Here is a 4,826-nt window from a genome sequence, read left to right as displayed (position 1 = left end):
ATATAGAACCTCGCGCCGATCGATAACGTGGGTGTTCTGGCGTTCAGTTGTACAACGCCAAGCGGCCCCACACCGCGCTGGATCATTTCCTACGCTACTAAAGCTGATCGAAATAGTTATCGTTGAATTGGATGCTATCGAAAAAGCTCTCGGCCAAGTTACGCTCAGCCGTTGAAAGCGCGTTCGACGCTGAGCGGCTGGAAAACGTAAAGTCGACAGCCACGTCCCTGCGCAGGGGATGACGGCAGGTATAACCGACGTTGTTTTCATAGACTGCCCCGGCGGTGGCGACGCGGGCTGTTGCATTTTGCGCACGGGCTTCAAACCGTATGCACCGCGCCCTTTTGAAAGTGACCTCCTGCGAACTTGCTCTGAAATCTTTAAGGCGCGCGGGGTTGTCGTTGACAGTTTTCGCGCTTTTCGCATCTGCAAGAAAGCTTGCGTCACTCAGGGTGCCGTCAACTTGAATAATGCTGACACTCACGATTCTACTTTCGCCCTGAAGACCGCCAAATTTTCCCAGTGCAACGGCTCCCGGGTTTGATGTGATCGCAAACCATCCGGGTTCGTTCGGTGAAATGACTGTCGCGCCGATGACATTGAACCCAGTCCGAGATGTAATTTCCGATGGCACGGCGCCACAGCTCAACAGGCCCATGGCCAAAAGAACGAATAATATCGCATTTTTCATGAGGAATATCCTATTTTGAGATGTCTTCCGTGCCGCAACGTCAACCCTAGGCGTGATATTGCCCTCACTGCAAGCCAATTCAGGTTGACTGCACAGTCCCATTGCCTGCTGCAACCACTCACCGCTCTTCCTGTCAGAATGGGAATACCTGAACGGCAATCGCGCTGTCATGCAGCGACGCAGCCACCAAAACCTGAGGGTCGTGGCTGTTCCAGCATGAAATCGCGACCAAATATCTGCCCGACGGGACGAAGCCGAAATCAACGCGTGGCGCGGCAAGCGCATCCGCGCGGGGCAAAGGGATCGACCGGAAATGCCTGCCCGCCGCGCGCAAACATGAAAATTGCGCGCACCCAATCTGTTTCACTTGCACCCTTCCGGTTTATCTGGCACCCATGCCGCACCACAGGGGAGCCGCGTCATGCCGCGGCTGAGATGGGGGCGCAAGCCCACGGACCCTCAAAGCTGATCTGGATAATGCCAGCGTAGCAAGGAGGACAGAAATGTTTGCAGGCGCACAAGTTTCCCTTTACCCGATGACCGATGGGTTCGTTGACGTGATCATGTCATCGCTCACAGCGCTCGATCCGTGGCGCGACAGGCTGCGGATCGAAACGGATGATATTTCGACCCTCATCGTCGGCCCGCCCGAGGTGCTTTTCCCCGCTTTGCGCGACCTTTACGCGGCGGCGGCATCGTCGGGCCAGCATGTCATTTTGCGGGCAACATTGTCACGCGGATGCCCCGGTGAACCGGATGATCCGATCTGCCGGACCGGTGCATTGGCCAATCCGTCCGAAGCGTTGGACCTGCGCCAGAAAAACGCGCTGACAGCGATTGCGACAACACCCGACAAGGGGCAGCAGGCAGATACGCAATTCTCGCTTTATGTGATGGGCGCCGGCGATCATATGGCCGAGATCATGGGCTGCATCGATTTTCTAAAACGCAGCGGGACGTTTGACCGCTCCAAGAACTTCTGCACGCGCCTGACAGGTGACGCAGGTCCGGTCTTTGCCACGCTGCAGCAGGCATTCTGCCAGTTCGGTCCGCCAAACGGCCATGTCACGATTGATCTGACGGTGTCTGCCAACAGCCCCAGCAAACGCTGATCCGATGCAATCAGATTTGCCTCGCCGTCCCGGCAGAGGTCTGGCCCGCGGCATCCCTGCCGTCCTGAGTGTGGTCAGCGCCTTCTTGATCTGGGAAATCTATGTCCGCCTGTCGGGCATTTCCCCGCTGATGCTGCCCGCGCCATCACGGGTGCTCGACCAGATCGTGCTGAACCGCGCCTTGCTGTGGGACAACACGGTGCCGACGCTCAAAGCCACATTCGCGGGGTTTGCCTTGTCACTCACCGTGGCCTTCGGCCTGTCGATTATGCTGGATTTCATGCCGTGCGTGCGCCGTGCCCTGTTCCCGATCTTTGTGGTCAGCCAGACTTTGCCGCTTGTCGCCATCGCGCCATTGGTCGTGTTGTGGTTCGGGTTTGACCTGACACCCAAAGTCCTTTTGGTGGCGCTTGTCACATTCTTTCCCATGCTGGTCGCACTTGTGGACGGGTACGCCGCAACGGACCCCGAAATCGAGGATCTGATGCGGTCGATGGGCGCCACGCGCGGCCGGATATTTCGCAACGCTCGGTTTCCGTCTGCAATGCCGTATTTTTTCGCGGGCCTGCGTATTTCGATCACCTATGCAGTCGTCGCGGCCATTTTTGCGGAATATGTCGGCGCGCGCGCGGGTCTGGGCATCGTGATCCTGAACGCGAAAAACAGTTTTCGCCCCGATCTTGTGCTGGCCGCCGTCGTGATCAGTTCGGCGCTGACCTTGGTGCTGTTTGCCATCACGGCGCTGGTGCAACGGGTGGTGCTGCGCTGGCGCGACGTGGGGGACACCAGATGAGCGTTCTCGACATCGCAAACGTCAGCGTCACCTTGGGCGGCACTGCGGTGCTTGATGATATTTCAATGCACGTGGCCAAGGGCGAATTCGTGTCGATCCTCGGGCCGTCGGGCGCCGGCAAATCGACCATTTTCCGCCTGCTCACCGGTGCTGCGCGGCATGACAGCGGCACGATCACCTGCAACGGCCAGCCGCTGGCAACGAACCGACACGGGTTCAGTTTCATGCCGCAGCGCGATGCGCTGATGCCGTGGCGTCGGATCATCGACAACCTGACCTTGGGGCTAGAGGTGCAGGGCATCCGCCGCAAAGATGCGCGCGCGCAGGTCACGCCGCTGTTGGCAGATTTTGGTTTGGATGGGTTCACGCACCATTACCCCCCTCAACTATCCGGCGGGATGCGCCAGCGCGCGGCGCTGTTGCGGACAATCGTGCAGAACCGCCCTGTGCAGCTTTTGGATGAACCTTTCGGTGCACTGGATGCGCTGACCCGGACCCAAATGCAGGCATGGTTCGAAAAACGCTGGCGCGCGGCGCGCTGGACGACCCTGCTGGTCACCCATGACGTCCGCGAGGCCGTCGCGCTGTCGGATCGCATCTATGTCCTGTCGCGCCGTCCGGCCCGTGTGATCGCCCAAGTGCATGTGCCCGCCCCGCGCCCCCGGTTGGGACGCCCCGTCAGCGCCCAAGCCCATGCAATAGAGGCGCAGTTGCTTGAAATCTTACTTAACCAAACCGGAGAGACCCCATGAAACATCTCATCACCGCAGCCCTGCTCGCAATAGCCCTGCCTGCCGCGGCGCAGGAAAAACTCAGCGTCGCATTGGACTGGACGCCCAATACAAACCACGTCGGCCTCTATGTGGCGCAATCGCAAGGCTGGTTCGACGACGCCGGACTTGATGTGGACATCCTGCCATATACCGACACGTCATCAGGCACATTGATCGCGGCAGGCGTGGCGGAATTCGGTATCCTCAGCGCGGTCGGGTTCCACAGCCAGCGCGCGATAGGGGCCGATATGACCGCCGTGATGGCCGTTGTGCAGCATGAAACCGGACGCGTGGTCTTCAACGGTGATCGTGACGATATCCAGCGCCCCGCCGATCTGGACGGCAAGATCTACGCAGGCTTCGGCAGCGCATGGGAAAACGCGCTGATCGCGACGATCATCCGCAATGACGGCGGCACAGGTGTTTTCGATACCGTCACGCTTGGCACCTCGGCCTACGAGGCGCTGGCCAACGGCAGCGTTGATTTCACGCTCGAGGTCAGCACGTGGGAAGGTGTGAACTCTGTTCTGCTGAACCGTCCCCAGCGTGCGTTCCGCTATGCCGATTACGGCGTGCCGGACCAGCATACGACGTTTCTGGGCGGCAATGGCACGTGGCTTGCGCAAAATCCCGAAATTGCCCGCGCCTTTGTGCAGGCCGCGCAACGTGGCTATGATTTTGCAGCCAACAATCCCCGGGAGGCCGCAAATATCTTGATCGCGGAAACGGCCGGCATGCTGACGAACCCCGATCTGGTCCGCGCCTCGATGGAGGCTTTGGTCGCGGGTGGATATCTGCAAGACCCCGATGAGCCGACCGGCCTGATCGACGCCGCGATGTTCGCCGACATCACGGGCTTTCTGTTTGATGCCGGCATCATGCGCGGCGAAGACGGCAGGCCGCTTGATGTCATGCCCGATGTGTCGCACTGGTTTACAAACGCATATCTGTCGCAGACGGACTGAACACTGACGGGTGTCGGCAGGGTCGCGGGAGCAGGCCGGGGAACTCGTCGATGAGGGCTTCTGCGACTACACCGAAAGCGCGATCCGCTTCGGTGAGCAAATGGCGAACGGCGAGACAGAATCGAGCGCAGGGAGTTGTCCGGCGTAAAGTGCGCGATAGGGGTTTTTCGCGCCGACAGGCATATCTCGACACTAATGCGGCTCTAGCTTTGAAATATAAAAGTTAGGCTGGGCCCGCTTCTATGCGAGCGGCAAAAGGTCAGTTGATAGTGCAGGCGACAGGAAATGACTTTATTGATCCAGTATGAGCGCCCGAATTGACTCGAAGTTGTGAATTCTCAACAAATGATGTTATCGTCAATGATGAAAAATCGCTGATCCTTTTCAATACGTAGTGTTCGACTGTCACGCCCGAGTCTCTTTGAAAAGTCTCTGACTGAAGTGGTCCTGCTTTTTAGGACAGGTTTGCGGCTTGTCTAAGATGCATCTGGT

5 protein-coding genes and 1 riboswitch are annotated in these 4,826 nt (G+C 58.7%); of the genes, 4 read left to right on the top strand and 1 reads right to left on the bottom strand.

Features of this window, described 5'->3' with window-relative positions:
- Nucleotides 1–97 precede the first annotated feature (97 nt).
- The gene (locus tag QZ196_RS17180) at nt 98–691 is read right to left on the bottom strand and encodes a hypothetical protein (RefSeq protein ID WP_296428574.1); all 594 of its coding nucleotides are present in this window, start codon (nt 689–691) and stop codon (nt 98–100) included.
- A 397-nt stretch (nt 692–1,088) separates the two neighbouring features.
- Nucleotides 1,089–1,201, top strand: a riboswitch (TPP riboswitch).
- Between QZ196_RS17180 and QZ196_RS17175 the strand changes: the two genes are divergently transcribed.
- The 4 genes from QZ196_RS17175 to QZ196_RS17160 all read left to right on the top strand — a co-directional run bounded on the left by QZ196_RS17175 (nt 1,195) and on the right by QZ196_RS17160 (nt 4,334).
- Nucleotides 1,195–1,803 carry a YkoF family thiamine/hydroxymethylpyrimidine-binding protein gene (locus tag QZ196_RS17175; RefSeq protein WP_296428572.1) on the top strand — a complete coding sequence of 203 codons (609 nt, stop codon included), beginning with the start codon at nt 1,195–1,197 and terminating at the stop codon, nt 1,801–1,803. Its footprint overlaps the riboswitch before it by 7 nt.
- 4 nt (nt 1,804–1,807) lie before the next feature.
- Entirely contained in the window at nt 1,808–2,596 is a 789-nt protein-coding gene (locus QZ196_RS17170) for an ABC transporter permease (protein WP_296428571.1), read from the top strand.
- Nucleotides 2,593–3,348 carry an ABC transporter ATP-binding protein gene (locus QZ196_RS17165; RefSeq protein WP_296428570.1) on the top strand — a complete coding sequence of 252 codons (756 nt, stop codon included), beginning with the start codon at nt 2,593–2,595 and terminating at the stop codon, nt 3,346–3,348. Before QZ196_RS17170 ends, QZ196_RS17165 begins: the two co-directional genes overlap by 4 nt.
- Nucleotides 3,345–4,334 carry an ABC transporter substrate-binding protein gene (locus tag QZ196_RS17160; RefSeq protein WP_296428569.1) on the top strand — a complete coding sequence of 330 codons (990 nt, stop codon included), beginning with the start codon at nt 3,345–3,347 and terminating at the stop codon, nt 4,332–4,334. Before QZ196_RS17165 ends, QZ196_RS17160 begins: the two co-directional genes overlap by 4 nt.
- The last annotated feature ends 492 nt before the right edge of the window (nt 4,335–4,826 follow it).

Origin of the sequence: Yoonia sp., from assembly GCF_017854565.1 — a bacterium.
GTDB lineage: Bacteria > Pseudomonadota > Alphaproteobacteria > Rhodobacterales > Rhodobacteraceae > Yoonia.
This window is presented reverse-complemented; position numbering and strand designations above follow the sequence as displayed.